This is a genomic window from Nostoc sp. 'Peltigera membranacea cyanobiont' 210A, assembly GCF_002246015.1.
GTDB lineage: Bacteria > Cyanobacteriota > Cyanobacteriia > Cyanobacteriales > Nostocaceae > Nostoc.
Map to the genome: position 1 here is coordinate 238,917 of NZ_NOLJ01000010.1, position 18,132 is coordinate 257,048.

General features: G+C 40.4%; 13 protein-coding genes. 8 read left to right on the forward strand and 5 right to left on the reverse strand.

The genetic code is table 11. The annotated features are described in order from the left end of the window. The first annotated feature begins 6 nt into the window (after positions 1-6). From CDG76_RS28815 to CDG76_RS28825, 3 genes are all read left to right on the forward strand, one after another. A complete protein-coding gene (locus CDG76_RS28815) occupies positions 7-2,949 on the forward strand; it encodes a peptidase domain-containing ABC transporter (protein ID WP_094352276.1) in 2,943 nt (980 codons plus the stop codon). Positions 2,950-3,060: 111 nt separating this feature from the next. After that, positions 3,061-3,303: a hypothetical protein gene (locus tag CDG76_RS36580; protein ID WP_223265434.1), complete on the forward strand. Its 243-nt coding sequence runs from the start codon at positions 3,061-3,063 to the stop codon at positions 3,301-3,303. 93 nt (positions 3,304-3,396) lie between these two features. Continuing rightward, on the forward strand, positions 3,397-4,899 hold the full coding sequence (locus CDG76_RS28825; protein WP_094352278.1) for an HlyD family efflux transporter periplasmic adaptor subunit: 1,503 nt from the start codon (positions 3,397-3,399) through the stop codon (positions 4,897-4,899). A gap of 66 nt (positions 4,900-4,965) precedes the next feature. On the opposite strand, the gene CDG76_RS28830 is transcribed toward CDG76_RS28825, so the two are convergent. After that, positions 4,966-5,562 carry a Uma2 family endonuclease gene (locus tag CDG76_RS28830; protein WP_094352279.1) on the reverse strand — a complete coding sequence of 199 codons (597 nt, stop codon included), beginning with the start codon at positions 5,560-5,562 and terminating at the stop codon, positions 4,966-4,968. A gap of 209 nt (positions 5,563-5,771) precedes the next feature. Beyond that, on the reverse strand, positions 5,772-6,584 hold the full coding sequence (locus CDG76_RS28835) for a class I SAM-dependent methyltransferase (RefSeq protein ID WP_190241015.1): 813 nt from the start codon (positions 6,582-6,584) through the stop codon (positions 5,772-5,774). Between the two features lie 739 nt (positions 6,585-7,323). On the opposite strand from CDG76_RS28835, the gene CDG76_RS28840 reads away from it, so the two are divergent. The 4 genes from CDG76_RS28840 to CDG76_RS37790 all read left to right on the forward strand — a co-directional run bounded on the left by CDG76_RS28840 (position 7,324) and on the right by CDG76_RS37790 (position 11,543). Further along, a complete protein-coding gene (locus CDG76_RS28840) occupies positions 7,324-8,745 on the forward strand; it encodes an AAA-like domain-containing protein (RefSeq protein ID WP_094352281.1) in 1,422 nt (473 codons plus the stop codon). Positions 8,746-8,750: 5 nt separating this feature from the next. Further along, positions 8,751-10,325: an AAA-like domain-containing protein gene (locus tag CDG76_RS28845; RefSeq protein ID WP_094352282.1), complete on the forward strand. Its 1,575-nt coding sequence runs from the start codon at positions 8,751-8,753 to the stop codon at positions 10,323-10,325. Between the two features lie 549 nt (positions 10,326-10,874). Next, complete coding sequence (locus CDG76_RS28850) at positions 10,875-11,285, forward strand: hypothetical protein (protein ID WP_143854190.1); 411 nt, start codon at positions 10,875-10,877, stop codon at positions 11,283-11,285. Positions 11,286-11,366: 81 nt separating this feature from the next. Further along, a complete protein-coding gene (locus tag CDG76_RS37790) occupies positions 11,367-11,543 on the forward strand; it encodes a hypothetical protein (protein ID WP_223265435.1) in 177 nt (58 codons plus the stop codon). Positions 11,544-11,628: 85 nt separating this feature from the next. On the opposite strand, the gene CDG76_RS28855 is transcribed toward CDG76_RS37790, so the two are convergent. Further along, on the reverse strand, positions 11,629-12,297 hold the full coding sequence (locus CDG76_RS28855) for a hypothetical protein (protein ID WP_094352312.1): 669 nt from the start codon (positions 12,295-12,297) through the stop codon (positions 11,629-11,631). A 745-nt stretch (positions 12,298-13,042) separates the two neighbouring features. Next, on the reverse strand, positions 13,043-13,855 hold the full coding sequence (locus CDG76_RS28860; RefSeq protein ID WP_094352284.1) for a response regulator: 813 nt from the start codon (positions 13,853-13,855) through the stop codon (positions 13,043-13,045). 317 nt (positions 13,856-14,172) lie between these two features. On the opposite strand from CDG76_RS28860, the gene CDG76_RS28865 reads away from it, so the two are divergent. Beyond that, positions 14,173-15,420: an ISL3 family transposase gene (locus CDG76_RS28865; RefSeq protein ID WP_442946355.1), complete on the forward strand. Its 1,248-nt coding sequence runs from the start codon at positions 14,173-14,175 to the stop codon at positions 15,418-15,420. A 222-nt stretch (positions 15,421-15,642) separates the two neighbouring features. On the opposite strand, the gene CDG76_RS28870 is transcribed toward CDG76_RS28865, so the two are convergent. After that, entirely contained in the window at positions 15,643-18,123 is a 2,481-nt protein-coding gene (locus CDG76_RS28870) for a hybrid sensor histidine kinase/response regulator (protein ID WP_094352285.1), read from the reverse strand. Positions 18,124-18,132 lie beyond the last annotated feature (9 nt).

The following is an 18,132-nucleotide window of genomic DNA, read 5'->3' on the forward strand; positions in this document are numbered from 1 at the left end:
TGCAAGATGATGACAAATACAACCATTGATATTCAAGAATATATTGCCGATCTATTTCCTTTTAATTATCTGCCACCAAATGTTTTAGAAAATTTGCTCGACAAGGTGCAATTTTGTCGTTATCGCATCGGGCAGGTAATAGTAACCAGGGAAGCTATGCCCAATTGGATTAGCATTATTTACCAAGGACAAGCGCGTTTATTAACCTACAATTCCCAAGGACAAAATCCGGCGACACTGAAGTTACTCTCAGCAGGAGAGGTTTTGGGTTGGGTAAGTTATATGCGGGGTATTGCTTGTGAAACTGCGATCGCTTCTACTGAAGTTATCGCTATTAATCTACCTATTGCTGGTTTTCTAACTTTACTCAAGCAGGAAGAGGCTTTTGTCCACGCCTTGCAAAATGAGATTACTCTCTTAGAAGTGCATGAACTGCTCACTGAAGAACTCAGCCGTCGCGCAGATGGTCGCAGGAATTTAGTTAAGCTTGCCCAGGCTGCAACTGAAGTTGCGATTATCCAAACAATTCCTGCACGCAAAGTTTTCCGCCAGCAGTTAGATTCAGAATTTTTGTGGTTAGTCAGCAGTAATCTCGATCCTGAGTTCCCTGTGGGGAGTCGCTTAGAGTTGGATGAACTCAATCCCAAGCTGAAATTTAATACAAATATGCGTCTGGTGGGATTGCCCAAATCAATACTTGGAGAAAATCTCGCTTCTCCTACACCAAAAACACTCTTACCCGCAGAGATTCCCTACGCCTCAGAAATTACTGTCACAGAAGCACCAGCTAAGGGTAAACAAAAGAAGTTTCCTTATATTAAAGGTAGAGGGCCGCTGGATGCAACACTAGCTTGCTTCCAGATGTTGAGCCAATACTTTAACATCTCCTGGCGCAGAGATACATTGCAGCGGGTGTTGACCAAGCAGTACGAACAGAAAGGTATTATATCTCTGCAATTTTGCGCTGCTGCTGCTGAGTTGATGGGGTTGACAACACAGATGGTAAAAGTTCCCGCTACCGCAGTCGGACGCTTGCAATTACCAGTAATGATTTCTTGGCAAGATAGTTTTGCAATTATTTACAAAAATAGCGAGCGAGAGTTACTCATTGCCGTTCCAGAGATGGGATTACTGCGCTACAAACTCCGAGACTTTGCCGAAAACTGGGGGGCTGAAGGAGAGGTTCTGCTGCTGCAAACCACCAAAAATACTCCCAAGGCGCGGTTTAGTTTGAGTTGGTTTGTACCCTCACTGCGGCGCTATCGCAAGGTGTTAATTGAAGTACTAATTGCTTCCATTGTTATTCAACTGTTTGGGCTGGTAAATCCCCTCGCCACACAGGTGATTATTGATAAAGTACTGGTTGGTAACAGTCCTGATACCCTGGAAGTTTTTGGCATCTTTTTGCTGGTAGTAGCAGTCATCGAAGCAATACTCACCAGTATCCGCACTCATTTATTTACAGATACCACTAACCGAATTGACCTCGCCCTTGGTTCTGAGGTGATTAATCACCTGTTGCGTCTGCCATTATCTTACTTTGAACGCCGTCCTGTGGGAGAATTGGCAACGCGAATTCACGAACTGGAAAATATTCGCTCTTTCTTAACTGGTACAGCTTTAACTGTGGTGATGGATGCTGTATTTTCAGTGGTCTACATTTTAGTAATGGCGATTTATAGCCCAGTGTTGACATTAGTTGCTTTGGCAACAGTACCCCTGTTTGGCTTGCTCAACTTGATGGTATCACCTGTGATGCGCCGACAATTGCAAGAAAAAGCTGAGTGCAATGCCGAGACGCAATCTTACCTAGTGGAAGTGATGGGGGGAATGCAGACAGTCAAGGCGCAAAATTTAGAAATGCGATCGCGTTGGCAATGGCAAGAACGCTATGCTCGTTACATCAGCGCTGGTTTCAAAACAGTCTCTACCCAAACTACTGCCGGTTCTGTTAGCAGTTTTCTCAACAAGTTTTCCAGTATGTTAGTGCTGTGGGTGGGAGCTTTTCTCGTCCTCAATCAGCACCTAACCTTGGGACAACTCATCGCTTTCCGCATCCTGGCTGGTTATGTTACTAGTCCCTTATTACGCCTAATGCAACTTTGGCAAAACTTCCAAGAAACCGCTCTATCTCTGCAACGCCTTGCTGATATTTTAGATACTCCCCAAGAAGTAGAAATCGGTAACTGTCAAAATATCCTTATGCCCAGTGTTCAAGGTAGCGTCCACTTTGAAAATCTCAGCTTCAGTTTCTCAGAACACGGGCCATTGCAACTATGCAATATTAACTTAGACTTTCCTGCTGGCTCCTTTGTGGGAATTGTTGGACAAAGTGGTTCTGGTAAAAGCACACTGCTAAAATTATTACCCAGACTTTACGAACCCAAGTCCGGCAAAATCTTGATTGATGGCTATGATATCAGCAAAGTAGAACTTTATTCTTTACGCCGTCAAATTGGTATGGTGTTACAAGATACCTTACTATTCGATGGCACAATCCGCGAAAACATTGCCTTGGGATATCCTGATGCTAGCGATGAAGAAATTATTACCGCCGCCAAGGTAGCGTTTGCCCACGACTTTATTATGTCTCTGCCCAGTGGCTATAACACCCGTGTGGGCGAACGAGGTTCAGGACTGTCTGGGGGACAACGCCAACGAGTAGCGATCGCTCGTACTGTTCTGCAAAATCCGCAATTACTGATTCTGGATGAAGCTACCAGCGCCTTAGATTACAATGCCGAAGCCCAAGTTTGCCGTAACTTGGCAACAGCTTTCCGAGATAAAACAGTGTTTTTCATTACTCACCGCCTCAGCACAATTCGCAATGCCGATGTCATTCTCATGATGGATCGAGGTGCTGTAGTAGAACAGGGTACTCATGAAGAATTGATGGCGCTCAAAGGTTATTACTACTGTCTGTATCAGCAACAGGAAGCGAAAGTTTAGTCATTTGTCATTTGTTAGCAGTAAATACTATTGCTTCAACTTTAAATAATGAAACTTCAAGCTTAAAACTCGATACTTCAGCCTTTGAACTCGGAAGTTGAGCCTTTTTGCTTGAACGTTGAGTCTTTGAACTCGGAAGTTGCACCTTTTTACTTGAACGTTGAGCCTTTGAACTCGGAAGTTGCACCTTTTTACTTGAACGTTGAGCCTTTGAACTCGGAAGTTGCACCTTTTTGCTTGAACGTTGCGGCTTTGAACTCGGAAGTTGCGCCTTTTTGCTTGAACGTTGCGGCTTTGAACTCGGAAGTTGCACCTTTTTACTTGAACATTGAGCTTCTGAACTTGGAACTTTAACCTTAGCACTCCTAATTCAGCACTCAACACTCCCTAATCCCCAGTCCCCAATCCCCAGTCCCCATTCCCCCATTCCCCATTCCCCATTCCCCAATGAATATTCAATATAAATTCGATCAACCAGTACTTTTACAACAAACTCCTACTTGGTCACGAGCGATCGCTTGGACTATTATCGGAGTTAGCACCTTCACAGTAATTTGGGCTTCAGTCTTCCAAATTGATGAATCAATTCATGCTACTGGCAAGTTAGAACCACAGGGTGCAGTCAAAGAAATTCAGGCTCCGATTCATGGTGTTGTCAATGAGATTCTAGTCAAAGATGGTCAGCGAGTCAAAAAAGGTGAAACACTTGTTACCCTAGAAAAAACTTCTTCTGAGGCGGAGTTAACTTCATTAAAACAAAGTCGCGCGGCTCAATTGCTGGCGAAACAGGCGCTAGAGCAAGAAAATGATTTCTATCGCCGTCAGCTTCAAGGGAACATATCACTACAAGAAGTGGCACAGCAAACCGCTCTGTTGAAAATTAAACCAGAACTCGCCTTTTTGACCAAGAGCCGAGCAGCGATTATTGCCGAAAATCAGTTGTACCGGACACAATTAAACGGTGCGACTGCTGGAAATACTCTTACAAGAGAGCAACAGTTACGCTTGCGAAATCGCCAAATAGAATTGGAATCGCGTTTAGCCACAGCTAATTTAGAAACGGGACAGACACAACAGCAATTTTTTCAGACTCAGGCGGAATTAACTAGCGCTAAAGAGTTGCTGACAATTAATCAACAAATTCTCCGCAGGTTTGAACCTCTAGCGCAGCAGGGGGCGATCTCCCAGGTGCAATACTTGAAACAACAGCAGGATGTCAGCAGCAAACAAGCAGAAGTGATTCGATTGAATCGGGAACAGCAACGATTACAATTAGCGATCGCACAGTCAAATGAAAAATTTCGCAATACTGCGGCTGTGTCTCAAGAAGACTTACTAGCCAAAATTACAGATAACGACAAAAACATTGCCGGAATTGACAGCCAATTAACTAAGGTAATTGTAGATAATCAGAAACGCCTCTATGAAATTAATAGTCAGATTGGAGAGATTGATAGTAAATTAACTCAGGCAGAACAAACCCTGAAATATCAGAAAATTACCGCACCCGTAGATGGAACCGTCTTTGAACTCAAAGCCAAAACAGCTGGATTTGTAGTGAATTCTAGCGAACCGCTCCTAAAACTCGTTCCTAGTGATAACTTGGTTGCTAACGTCTACATCACCAACCGCGATATCGGCTTTGTCAAAGAAGGGCAACAAGTGGATGTGAGAATTGATTCCTTTCCCTTCCAAGAGTATGGCGATATCAAAGGCGAACTAATTGAGATTGGCTCTGATGCCTTACCTCCAGACCAAGTTTATAATTTCTGGCGCTTCTCCGCAAAAGTCCGCCTACATGGGCAGAAGTTACTGATTAATCAGCGTCAAATTCCATTGCAATCAGGGATGTCCATTGATGCTAATGTGAAATTACGTCAGCGCACAATTATGAGTATCTTCACTGATTTCTTAGTGCAAAAGACTGAAAGCTTAAAGTCTCTGCGCTGAACAAAATCTTTTTTAACAGCAGTTTTCAAGCGTGAAACCCAGCATCCCATAAGTATGTGCGATCGCCTATTTCTGGAGCGCCTGTTGAAAAGTCTTGATCGCCTCTACGTGATTCACCATATTCATGCAACGTAACAACAAATCCAGATCGATTCCTTTCACCTCTTCACTACTAGAAACCTTTTCATAGTGAAGTGTATTGCCTTCTCCCCGCAGATGATAGACTTCTAACACACCATCTTCCCAAAACCACACTTCTTTGATATTTAACCGCTTGTATGCATCTAGTTTGTTGATGCCGCCACTGGAAAACACCACCTCGATCGCCAGATCGGGTAGCATCCGACCAGGAGCAAGTTTATAAGATTCATCCGCCTCTCGCTTGACAGCGACTGTTTCACTTTCCAGAGTCATTGAGCCAGTTGGAGTAAAGTCGAACCCTGCCATGAGCAGGTAAAGCTCCAATAATGCAGCAATCCTCTTTTTAACGGTTTCGTGGGGTTCTCCAGGCGTTCGTCGTATTTCCAGAATTCCATTCAGAAAAGAGAGCCGATATCCTGGACGGTCTAACAATTGCTCAACTGCTTTGAACTCTCTCCAGGTCATTCCCTCAAACAGAAGAGGTGATTCTTTTTTTGGTGTTGCTATCGTTGCTGGGGTCATTTGAGTCTCCAGTTTGTTTCCAGATTAGAAATAATCAGGTTTGGAGGGCGATGGGGCGATCGTTTCATTATTCTACTTGCATTGAGAGATGCGATCGCGATCGATAGAAATTCCTGCGTTTCTTGGGTTACAGAACCTTTACATCACAATCTTGTCTTCAAGTTTGAAACTTGTTTCGTCGGGACTGCCTTAAAGCGCTTGTTTTATCCTCACATTTCTAACTTCCGGCCAACCATATACCACAAACCCACGGCATAGCGAATGTAATTGAGTTCTGTAAAACCTGCTTTCGCAAACTCGTACTCGAAGTTGAAATGGATAAAGTCATCCAACCACGGTTCTTGAAAAGAAGCGCTCAGGGCGTATTCACCCCGATAGGTGTCAGCGTATAGTACCCAACCACCGGGTTTGGTGATGCGGTACATCTCCTTAAGAATTTTAGGCGTCCACTCTTTAGGTGTCTCGTGAAAGAGTAGTGACGACGTGACAAGATCGAAAGAGTTGTCAGGGTAGCCAGTGTTACGAGCGTCCACCTGCTCGAACGATGCCCGCTCACTCAATCCAGCCTTGTTAAACTTGTGCTGACTAATCACCAGCATATAAGGTGAAACATCAGTAACGCGAAAAGTAGCCTGTGGAAACCGCTGTGCCAGTGCCAACGCTCCACCCGCCGTACCTGCACCAAGCTCTAGCACCGTCTCAATTTGAGCGTCTTGAGGAATTAGTTCAGCCATGTTCTCGCGCAACTGCTGACAACTAACATTGTGGCTCATGGGAATAATCGCATCCATAGCAGCATCCCAGGCTAAACACGACTGAGGGTTGGTATAGGAATCAGTTGACCCATGAATGGGAGCGTGGATATAGTCAGGGTAATATTCATGCTCGGTATGGTAGCCTTTAAGTTCTTCCGCCCAATTAATTGAGGCATATTCCTGCATTACTGAGGGCATTGCTGCGGTAACGCGTTGAATTACCTCAGTTCGATACGCTTGTTTTTTTTCTGCATTCCATCTCGGCATAATCATCTCCTACTTACACTCGTTACTGGTGTTCCTAGATTCCAATCTGGGAACGAGAAATAAACTGCAAATATAATAGAGCAATACTTCGGACAGTTTTTAATTGAGCCACTTCACAAGAAAGCTATCGATCCTTTAGGGTGATGATTAGAACAAACAAGCACCAGAACGATAGCTAAACCACGTCTACCTTGAAAACCATAGTTTTTTGGAATTAGAGTAAAGCTCATAACTCAAGTCACGACAGAATAATACACTCTCCTTAAAACTCTAGGTTTCAAAATGGACGGGGTTTATATGTAAATTGTACAGAGTCTACTATAAAAAATGGACTGTTTGGGCAAACCACAGATGAAGGCGTTGACAAAAGAATATTGTCATCTCTAGTAATGTACCAACGCGCCAAGACAGTTTATCCAATTTGAAAAAAGAATGCAACAAATAGACCATTTGTAGAGACGCGATTCATCGCGTCTTCCCAAGGATATCCAAGGCACAAGGAACCAGACGATCCAGGCGTTGCAGTTTATTTCAAAATCAAAAATAAAAACTATGCTTTGTGTTGCGTAGACACAGAGCGGCTTATCGTCAGACATCGCCCGCTAAAAATAAGAGATAATCTCACAGCAGATGGATTGCACATTAATAAAGCTAACTGTTTAAATTTAAGTAAATAAGGAAAAAACTATGAAAAATTCCGCTAAAGTCTTATTTAAAACAAACTTTATTCTTTTTACAAATGAATATAGAAGAAGCGCTAGTAATTTTAGATACATTTCTTGAACATGGCTTAAGTGATGTTCAGGAAATAGTATTTCGTAAAGCTTGGGAAGGGCAAACTTATCCAGATATCGCCGAAAGCTGTGGTTATGATGCCAATTATATAAAAGATGTTGGTTCCAAATTATGGAAGTTACTTTCACAGGCTTTCGGGGAAGAGGTGACAAAAAGTAATTTTCGGTCAGTATTGAGACGGCGAGCGCAAAATAGCGTTATCTCAGAAAAACTACAACCTGTGCCAGCAGTCTTGAGACAGTCTCAGCCAACAAGCAAAACCAAAGATGGGATATCAGCGTCTTCTTTGGTAATCGAAAAACAAGACGAGAGAAAAACCCCAGTCTCTAATCCCGACTTTTTAGAAAATCCTGGTGGCTCAGTGCCCCTAAATTCCTTTTTTTACATAGAGCGTCCGCCAATTGAAGAACGCACCTATACCGAAATCAATAAACCTGGAAGCCTAATCAGAATCAAAGCCCCCAGCAAAATGGGAAAAACATCCCTAATGCACAGGATTCTTACTCATGCCAAACAGACTGGGGTACACACTGTACAGATTGGTTTGCAGAGGGCAGATAGTCAAGTTTTCACTAGCTTGGAAAAATTCTTACGCTGGTTTTGCGCTAACGTTAGTCGGCAGTTGAACCTAGAAATCAGACTAGATGATTATTGGGATGAGGATATTGGCAGCAAAGTTAGCTGCACATTGTATTTACAGGAGTATGTGCTAGAAAAAATCGACGCTCCGGTAGTCTTAGCTTTGGATGAAGTGAATCGCATTTTCGAGTATCCAGAAATCTCTAGGGATTTTCTGCCGCTACTGCGTTCTTGGTATGAAGATGCTTCCGAATTAGAAATCTGGCAAAAACTCCGACTAATAGTAGTTCATGCCACTGAAGCTTATATCCCGTTAGATATTAATCAATCGCCTTTCAATGTGGGACTGCCGATTAAGTTACCAGAATTTAGTTTAGAGCAGATGCAGGAATTGGCGGTGCGTCATAGACTCGATTGGGCCAAAGGTGAGAAAGGATTGGAAAAATTAGCTCCTCTACGAGCAATGATTGGCGGTCATCCTTATTTAGCTCGTTTGGCTCTTTATAACCTGGGAAATCAAGCAGTAACCCTAGAGCAGCTATTACAAGAGGCTCCGACAATTGCCGGCATTTATAGCAACTATTTACGGCATCATCTAGCCAATCTTCAAGAACATCCAGAACTCGCGATCGCACTCAAACGGGTAGTTACCTCTCCAACAAGTGTACAACTAGAAGCGATCGCTGCCTATAAATTAGAAAGTATGGGTCTGGTAAAACTTGAAGGAAATCAGGCAATGCCTAGCTGTGAATTATATCAGCTATATTTCCGAGAGCAATTAACCTAAACACTATGAATAAATACGAATATCAAATTGGCGGTAGTCTCAAAGTTGATGCTCCTAGCTATGTAGAACGGCAGGCTGACTTTGAACTTTATAATGCTTTAATTCAAGGTGAATTTTGTTATGTCTTTAGTTCCCGACAGATGGGTAAATCTAGCTTGCGGTTACAAACAAGGCATAAATTAGAACAAGCAGGCTACAGTTGTGCTTCTATCGACATGACTCGCATCGGCAACGGCAATATTACTCCTGCTCAATGGTATAAGGGCATAGTGATTGACTTATTGAGAAGCTTTAATCTCTTTAGCAAAGTTAATATAAAAGCCTGGTGGTCGGAGCGGGAAGATTTACCTGCATTACAGCGATTGAGTCAATTTGTCGAAGATATTTTGTTAGTTGAACTAAAAACTGAAAAAATATTTATTTTTATTGATGAAATTGATAGTGTTTTAGGTTTAAATTTCCCGGTGGTCGATTTTTTTACCCTAATTCGCTCATGCTACAATCAACGAGCCGAAAATCCCGAATATAACCGTCTAACTTGGGCGCTGTTCGGAGTTGCAACCCCTTCAGATTTGATTGCCGATCGCAACTGTACCCCATTTAATATCGGTAAATCTATTGAACTGCACGGCTTTAACTTATCGGAAGTTCAGCCATTAGCCGCAGGTTTAGAAAGTAAAGTAGCTAATCCGATGGCAGTTCTCAAAGAAATTTTAGCTTGGACAAATGGTCAGCCATTTCTGACTCAAAAACTCTGTCAGATAGTAGTGCAAGAAAGAAACTCTGGAAGCAAGGATGTTCAAGATCACAGAAGCTTAGAAGTGGATGAGCGTTATAAATTGGATGACCATTTACCGATTATTAATCAACATCTGATAAATTTTTATTACCAATTTCCCTTGTTAATTTTAGAAAAACTAGTGCAAACCCATATTATTGAGAAATGGGAGGCAAAAGACGATCCAGAGCATTTGAAAACAATCCGCGATCGCCTGCTGATAAATGAGCAACGTGCTGGAGGTTTGCTGGGATTGTACCAGCAAATTTTACAAGGTATTCAGGTAGCTAGTGATGATGGAGAAGAACAAATAGAACTGCTGTTATCGGGGTTAGTAACCAAGCAGCAAGGGCAACTAATAGTAAAGAATCGGATTTATGAAGAGGTTTTTAACCAAACTTGGGTAGAAAAACAATTAGCAAAATTACGGCCCTACTCCCAAGCATTTAACGCTTGGGTAGCCTCAGAGCATCGTGATAATTCCCGACTATTACGCGGGACAGCTTTACATGAGGCTTTAGCTTGGTCCCAAGGCAAAAGCTTGAGTGATTTAGATTATCAGTTTTTAGCAGCTAGCCAAGAATGCGATCGGCGAGAAGTTGAGACATGGTTAGAAGCAGAACGAACTAAAGAAGTTAAAGCTAGACTCGTTCAAGAGCAAAAAGCAGCTAGATTTCAAAGATTATTTTTTATAGGTGCGTTCGGTTGGGCATTAATAGTTGTTTTAGGATTAGGTATGGTGACTTTCGAGTATAAAAAGCACTGTTCAGTGACCTCAAAGCAATTACTACATTACCCATGAATGTTGGAGTTTAGACTAGTTATCGGTGCGAAACTGCTGAACAAATCAGATATAAAAATTTGTTAATAATCACTAGTTAGTACATATAATATCATGTCCGCTTGATTGCTTATTAAACCCGAAGAACCCCACCCCGCCAAAGCTGCGCTTTGTCTCCCCTCCCCGCAAGCGGGGAGGGGTTGGGGGTGGGGTGTAATGACTGTGGTTAGTATNGGTTTTCAGGTTTTAGCTAGATTTTTGAATTTATATTAGAAAATAAAGCCTCAAACCTTGATTGGGTGATAGTTTCAGTTTTCTGCTTCGATTATTGCTTAATGAGAGTGATGGAAGAGCGATAACTAGTGATTATTAACTAAGCCAGTTTTAACTATATTATCCCGCTAAAGTTGATAGGATAATTAAAAATCATCCTTAAATTTAATTGATAGTAATAATTTCCAACAAAACCGTGATAACTTATTTTATTTTTGAGAGTCTCTCGGCTAATAATAGTTAAATAATAATCTGGGTTTTTCCCCTCTTTTTGCAAAATGGGGATACTCCCGTTTTATGGCGATATTTTTTGTCATGTTACTATTAAGTCTGAACCTTATATGTTTACCAATAGCTAAGACTGCAAAAAAAGTTATGAGATGGATAATTTTTTATATAATAGTACCAGTAGTAATCTCAGCAATCATAGGATCGCTTTGGGCAATAATTTATTTACTGTATAGCCAAAATATTCAAGTAACTCTCAAGTTATTTTTATACTCATTTTTAGGAGGATTGCTTGGTGGAATAGTTGGTGCTTTTATTGGTCATTTAGTTGGTTCGACGGGATATAAGGAATTTACAGGTGATTTCATTTTTAGCTCTGAAAGCGCCAGTTGGCTTGTTTGGATTTCAATTTTCTGGATTATAGGCATTATTGTAGGAGCAGTTTTAGGAGGATTGATTTTCATCAGATTTTATTCATAATCCGTTCTGGATAAGTACGTGTTTATAGTTCCTAATACTATACATATATAAATGAAAACTCAAAGTGTCATAGCAATCGTAATGATTCCAACAGTAATTTTAGGAATGCTTGGAGCGATTTTGGCAATATTTTATTTCAGATATCCCCAAAATATTCAAGCAAGTTTGGAAGTGTTTTCCTACTTCTTTTGTGCCGGTTTGATTGCTGGAATAGTTGGTCTAATTATTGGTATTTTATTTAAGTCGATACTTTATTAAAGTATCAGATTTGCAACGGACATTATTAGAAGGTTCTTTGAGAGAGTACGCTAGTAGTACTTATTTGTTCATGCCCAAATAGCATTTATAATAAATCCTCTATCTCAGCATATTTCCGCAAGCGTGGTAGACACTGGCGTTGATAGAAACTGCTTAGTGTCGCAATTGACAGCCCAAAGTCTTTAGATAATTCTTTCCAGCTAACTTCCGGGGGTAAACGTTTGAGAATTAATACCTGACAATTTACGTCTGGACGCCCTTTAATGTGAGTACTACGTAGTTCCATATCCGAGTCTGTCTCCACCCATATCTCCAGGTTTTCCAAAATGGGAGGCGCTTGGGGGGTAGCTGGTATATTATCTATCGGGTCAATAGTTTCACCAATCTCACCCGACTTAGACTGACGAACCCCAAAGGAGACTGTTGTGGCTTGTTCCCGGTTTTGGTTGAGATAAAAGTCTTGTAGTCTGCGTTTTAGGTAAGCATCTAGCCAATTAATCACACTACCTTGAGTGGAGTCATAGGTTTGACCTGTCAGACCATCACAAACATTGCGGCAGAAATACAACCAAGTTTGTTGCAGTGCGTCTTGATAGTAGGGAGTATTTTCCTTCCAGAGTTTACCTTGTGTCAAACGAATGACTTGCGTGAGCAACTTCTGACGTTGAGGGCTTCCAGGTGGATGTCTACGGGCTTCGGCAACTAAGGATGCTAGCTGTTCATTTAGATCCTTCTTAACTGAGGTGCTAAACAATAGATGCCTGACTTCCTGTTTTACTGGTAGTGAATGACTCTGAATGTCTAAATCAGTAGTAACATCTTCTACAGTCAAAGAGTTGTTGCTCACCCGATCAGTATTTCCTTGCTCAGATGCCTGAATACAGCGATGAATTGCTTCTTCAGGCGGGATAAAATCTTGGTTTATACTATTTTTTCGCATCTTATTTTCTTTCCTCAAGTTTATTTTTTCCACATACTTTGCTGGCTTGATACACTACAAAGCATCTCTTTGCTTGATTTTTGATGCTGTCACTATCTGTCAGATATCAGAGGTAATAACGCTATAGTTGCAATGGGCAATACCCTTTTGCTCGCCGGCTCAATTCAATCCACACCATCAACTCAGTAGGAGGACATAATTAAATGTAAAATGCAAATCATAATAACCTGTTGCTGTTGGGGTTTTCCCTTTTGCTTCTACTTATTAGACGTTCTTGAGGTTCTGGATTGAAGTTGACTTTGACCATACCTTTAATTTAAGTGAATCATTCACTTTTTGACAGCATGAAAAAGTCATAATTCGTCAGGAATTTTGCCGTCAAAGTTTTATTAATTTATGTAAAAAATGTCGGTAACGTCAGAAAAAATCTCTTTTCCCACCTGTGTTAGCAGTTTTGGATTAGAAGTCTTGACTAAAGGTATCTTCCAGCAATCTCAGACTACATATTCATTTACAGAATTTTTGATACAAAACACTTTAGTGGCTTGCTGAAATAGTGTTAGTTGGAGGTGATATCGCGGACACTAGCACAATGGTACTCCTGTCCGTTTAACTCCAGATAATTGACAGTTATTTCTACGGCTATATCCTGACCATCTTGAGTTCGTTGAGTAGACTCAAAAGTGAGAGAGGCTTTCTGTCTAACTTCCTCCCAGTGCGATCGCCAAGCAACCGTCGAAAAATTTGGATTTATATCGTAAACAGTCATGGTCAGTAATTGTGCGCGGGAGTAGCCAAGATGACGACAGGCGGCTTCATTCACGTAAACAAGCTGGGCATCCGAATTGACAAAAAAGATAGAATCCTTAAATTTATCTAGATAAAACTGACTGAGGCGCAGGGCTGATTCTGCTTTTTGGCGATCGCTAATTTCCTGCTGCAAAAGTATATTTTGCTGGGTCAGTTGTTTTTGCAACCTTCGGATAGTCAAGTTATTTTCTACACGGGCAAAAACCTCTTCTTCACTAAAAGGTTTGGTAATATAATCCACTCCCCCGACAGCAAAAGCTTTAACTTTGTCAAAAACTTCATCCAAGGCGCTAATAAAAATCACCGGAATGTCGCAGGTTTTCTCTGAGGCTTTCAAATGTTGACAGACTTCATAACCATTCATTTCTGGCATCATGATGTCAAGCAAAATTAAATCAGGCGGTGCAGCTTGTGCTGTTTTCAAAGCTGTTTGTCCGTTAATAACTCTCCGAATTTCATAGCCAACCTGAGTTAGCATAGCGGATAAAAGTCTCAGATTGTCGGGTGTATCATCAACAACAAGAATATTTGCTTTTGGTAGCTGAACTTGATGGTTATCCATATTTATTAGAACTAATTTTTTAAAAAAGAATTCAGGAGTCAGAAATCAGAATTCAGAATTTAATTGGAGTCCGACTGGTGAATGAATGGGTTTAAGATCCCCACCAAATCTTTTGGTGCATTCACGACACGAAGATTTAGTGATGTTTAATTAGTGGGTTCTTCAGTACTTACTATGCTAAATTATTAGCTGCGAAGGTTAAAAAGTATAAAGAATTGCATAAAATATTTAGTAAAACTTTTGACATAATTGACTTAGGACGCAGATTCATTATTAACTGTAAGTACTAGAAAAGTATTTTTTGTCTATTTACAGTTATGAACAGGAAACAAAATATTAAAATACTAACAGAGCTTCTAGATTTAAAAGATGTGAAAGTTATATCACATCGCCTTCATGTCGGGATAGGAATGATTTTACAAATAGAATCAATAAAATCATACAGTACTTGTCCTCGCTGTGGTACAAAAAGCCATAGATTACATCAAAATCATCGATACATTGTTAAAGATTTACCTTTCGGTGAGAAACCAGTATTTTTAGAAATAAATAGAAGACAATTCAAATGCGAAGAATGTAAAAAACCCTTTAGTGAGAATTTAGATTTCGTGAGCCAGAAAAGAACTTATACAAAACGGCTGGCACACAAGATAATACAAGAGGTAGTAGAAAACGATATCCACAGTGTAGCTGATCAAGGGATAGTGACAACAGAAGAAATAGAAAGAATGTTAAAAGACGCTTCGCTTGAATTATCTGATGACAAACCTTCTCTGATAAAAAGACTTGGAATCGATGAGATAGCTCTGGTTAAGGGCAAGGGTAATTACTGCGCCGTACTAATAGATTTAGATACATCTAAGCTAGTAACTATTTTAAATGGGCGCACGCAAGAAGTAGTGAAGGAAACCCTTTTAGAATGGGGATATGAGGTCTTAGAACAAATTGAGGAAGTGAGTATAGATTTGTGGGTTGGTTATAAAAACGTTGTCACAGAATTAATGCCCAATGCTCAAGTAGTAGCAGATAGATTTCATGTAATGACACAGATTAATAAAGAATTAGATACACAGAGAAAACGAGAGAAACGGAGTCTAGAAGAATTAATTAAAAAAGCGCAATTATCAGCACAAAAAGCTGAATATGAAAAACTTTTATCGGGATTAAAAAATAGTAAGTACGTTTTACTTAAAAATGAGTCAGACTTAAATGAAGAGCAAATAAATAAACTTTCTGAAGTCAAGAATGTATCTCCTGTCTTAAAAGAAATGCATGAATTAAAAGAAAAATTTAGAAAGATTTTTAATAAGACAGATAATTGGTATCCGGGAGTTTTTAAACTCGGTATGTGGTTATCGAAAGCTAAAAAATATTTTCCCAAGAGTAACAATACTATTATCCGTTGGTTTGATGAGATAATTGCTTACTTTGATAATGGGACAAGTAGTGGTGCTGTGGAAGGTATTAATAACAAGATCAAGTTGATTAAACGTTCCGGTTATGGATTTAGAAACTTTGACAATTTCCGAGTTAGATGCTTATTGAATTGGCATTTTAACTATTAGTTAAGCATACTATGTACTGAAGAACCAATTAGTGGCGGATCTCATATCAAGTCTGGCTAATTAGTTATGATTTCTCCAGTCATTGCACCCCACAAGCCAGATGCGTTTAATAAGTAATCAAGCGGACATCATATCAATCCCCCACTTTCTTATTCTGACTCCTGTTAGCGGAGCGGGGCTAAGCCCATTCTGACTTTTGAATTCTGATTCAAAAATCATTTCTTACAGTTGTGTTAAATCAATAACTTTATCAATACGAAAGTTATTAACCCAATCAGACAGAGTGTTTGTCAAAAGAGCAGATTCTTCAGGAATTTGCTCAAGCAAGCTAAAAATCAGCTTTTCATCGGTACACAGTGCCGCTTGGTGTAGCTGTGCTACCCACTCAGTGGGCATCTGAGCCAGCATCTCTTCTAATGATAAAAGTTTAAGGTCGGAATTTTCGGCAAATTCGTCTTTTTGAAGGGGTTTCTCTGCATATAAATAACGCACCCCTAAATATTTAGACATCATATTCAAGATTACTTCCTCTCGGAACGGCTTACGTACAAAGTCGTTGCAGCCAGCCGATAAAACCACGAAGCGCTCCTCATCAAAAGCACTAGCAGTTAGGGCAATAATCACAGTAGCTTGACCTTTTAAAGTAGCTCTAATTTGTTTAGTAGCTTCATACCCATCCATTATAGGCATCCGCATATCCATCCAAATCAGTTGCGGTTCCCAGGTTTCCCAAAGAGTCACTCCTTCTTGACCATTTTCAGCGTGACGTACCTCGAAGCCAAGGGATATTAGCATCTTGACTAGGAGCTCGCGATTTTCCCATTTATCTTCAACTACTAAGATTCGGTATTTTGGTTGATTAGGCTCTAAACCAATTACTCGTCGTTTTAGCTGTCGAATTGGAGCTTCAGCTACTTCTGCTAGACTAATTTGGAGATCAAAAGAAAAAATCGTTCCTTGACCCAAAGTACTGCTAACAGTAATACTTCCCCCCATTAGATGCACGAATTGTTGGCTAATAGTTAAACCCAAACCTGTTCCTTGCTGAGATTTTCGACCTGTTTCTGTTTGAACAAAGGGCTTAAATAATTTTTCAATTTCGGCAGGTGCAATCCCTGTCCCGGTATCTTCGACTTCAAAATGAAGCCAGAAGAATGAAGGGCGAGAGTTTTTTATTACTTGTGTCCCTTCTTGTTGCTGTAGTTTACTTTCTTCCTTCATTCTAACTCGCAAACTCACGCCACCTTCTTGAGTAAATTTGATAGCATTACCAAGGAGGTTAATCAAAATTTGACGCAATTTACTTTCATCTGTATGCACATATCTAGGAACTTCAGGTCTACGCTCAAACATCAACTGTAAACCTTTGGATTCCGCTTTAATTTGAAACATCTCTTCAAGTGAATCAAGTAGAGTGTACAAGTCAAAGCTATTGTTATTCAGTGTCGTTAAACCCGCCTCAATTTTGGACATTGACAACACATCATTAATCAAGGTAAGCAAATGTTCTCCACTGCGACTGATAATTTCTAAATGTTCCAACTGAGAAGCATTGATAGAAGAATCGCGCATCATTAGCTGAGTAAAGCCAAGGATGCTGTTAAGAGGAGTACGAAGTTCGTGACTCATGTTTGCGAGAAATTCACTTTTGGCACGGTTGGCAGTTTCGGCTTCTTTGGCTTTTAGTTCTAATCTATGGCTGTAATTCTCTAACTGCTCGCCAGAGATTTTTAACTGTCGTGTTAGCCAAGACACTCCAATCAATAGAAATCCCATTGATAAGAATCCCACTAGCATCATTGTTCCTGCTAATCGCCGAGCCGGCGCAAAGGCTTCTTCCTGGTTCATCTCCACCATTAAGGCTAGGTCTTGGTCATTGAGCCAGTGATATACCCCAATTACTAACACTCCAGCATAGTTTGGATAAAGTCCTTGACCACTAATTCCACCCATTGCTGCATCAATACCTTGGCTACTAACTCCTTGAGAAAAGTCCGGTGTTTTATTTTTATCTTTAGAAATAAAAGCGTTTTTAGTTACCAAAGAACCAATCAAATAAGTTTCTCCACTCTTACCTAAGCCTGTACGTTCGCGTACAATTTGATCTATTCTGCCTAAATTTAGATCGGCTAAAAGAACACCTTGACGTACCTTGGCTGCATCACGTAGAGGGGTTGCAAAAGTCACTGATGGCTTACCAGTAATCGGTGAGGCATAAAAGATGGGGGCAAAAGAGTCTCCTGGCTGAATCTGTTCAATATAGGTGATGTTAGCTGAAATTTCATATTGACCTTCACGCTGTTTATTAGTAGATAAAATAATCCGATTGCTCCGGTCAAGAATGGAAATTTCTCCCAGACTTGGCTTGATTGTAGCCATATTTGTGAGATAATCTGAGAGAACTTTATAAGCTTTACGATAATTTGCGTCGGCAACTTTGGAATTTAAAAGGATTTGAAAATTATTTTGTACGTCTGGAAACTGAGTTACTAAGAGAAAGTCTCGTTCTTGGTCTTCAAACCAACGGGTAATTTCTTCCTCTTTCAGAGTTGCAGCAGCACTGAGTCGTTCAAAAGCAGCTTGCTTCAAAGCTTCCCTCGCATTGAGAAAAGCAAATCCTCCTACTACACCTACAGTTACCAAGGATAGGAATAAGAAGGAACTGGCAACTTTAATAGTTAGGTGCTGATTCCAGAAGTTCATATATTTACA